Annotated in this window: 1 protein-coding gene; it reads right to left on the minus strand. The window is 21.5% G+C overall.

Features of this window, described 5'->3' with window-relative positions; genetic code table 11:
* Positions 1-59: 59 nt before the first annotated feature.
* Positions 60-485, minus strand: a complete 426-nt coding sequence (locus RI68_RS03545; RefSeq protein WP_017193820.1) for a hypothetical protein — start codon at positions 483-485, stop codon at positions 60-62.
* Positions 486-548 lie beyond the last annotated feature (63 nt).

Here is a 548-nt window from a genome sequence, read left to right on the forward strand (position 1 = left end):
TTTTAAAAAAACACAAAAAAACTTCCTTTTTAAAAAGAAGGGAGTTGATAAATTTTTATTTAATTTGTATTTATATAATTTTTGAGCCAACGATAATAAGTGGTTTTAGCTAAACCTAAACATCTTAAAAGTTGATTTAAAGTCATTTTATTTTTATATTTATTGATAATATCAAAATAAAAATTTTTATTTTTTTTTAGATTATTTTGTTCTAATATTTTTTTAATCTCTAATTTAATTTTTTTAATTTCTTTTTCATCTTGATTTCCGTAAAGGCCTTTGGCGTATTTATATTGTTTACCTTGGGGTTGTTGCAAGCGATGAAGTTGTTGATTATCAAACCAAGTCAGCCATTTATATATTTGAGTTTTATTTTTGATCTTATATTTGGCTTGAATTTGTTTGTTGCTTAATAAACCTTCTTTTTTCGCACAAATAACCTTTAATTTGGTATTTAGATCGTAATGATGTTGTTTTGTTATCATATAAGTAAAAAAGAATTCCCTTCTTTATTTTATTAACCTATTGTTATTATAAAAAAATTTAAT

Origin of the sequence: Vaccinium witches'-broom phytoplasma str. VAC, from assembly GCF_000309405.1 — a bacterium.
GTDB lineage: Bacteria > Bacillota_I > Bacilli_A > Acholeplasmatales > Acholeplasmataceae > Phytoplasma.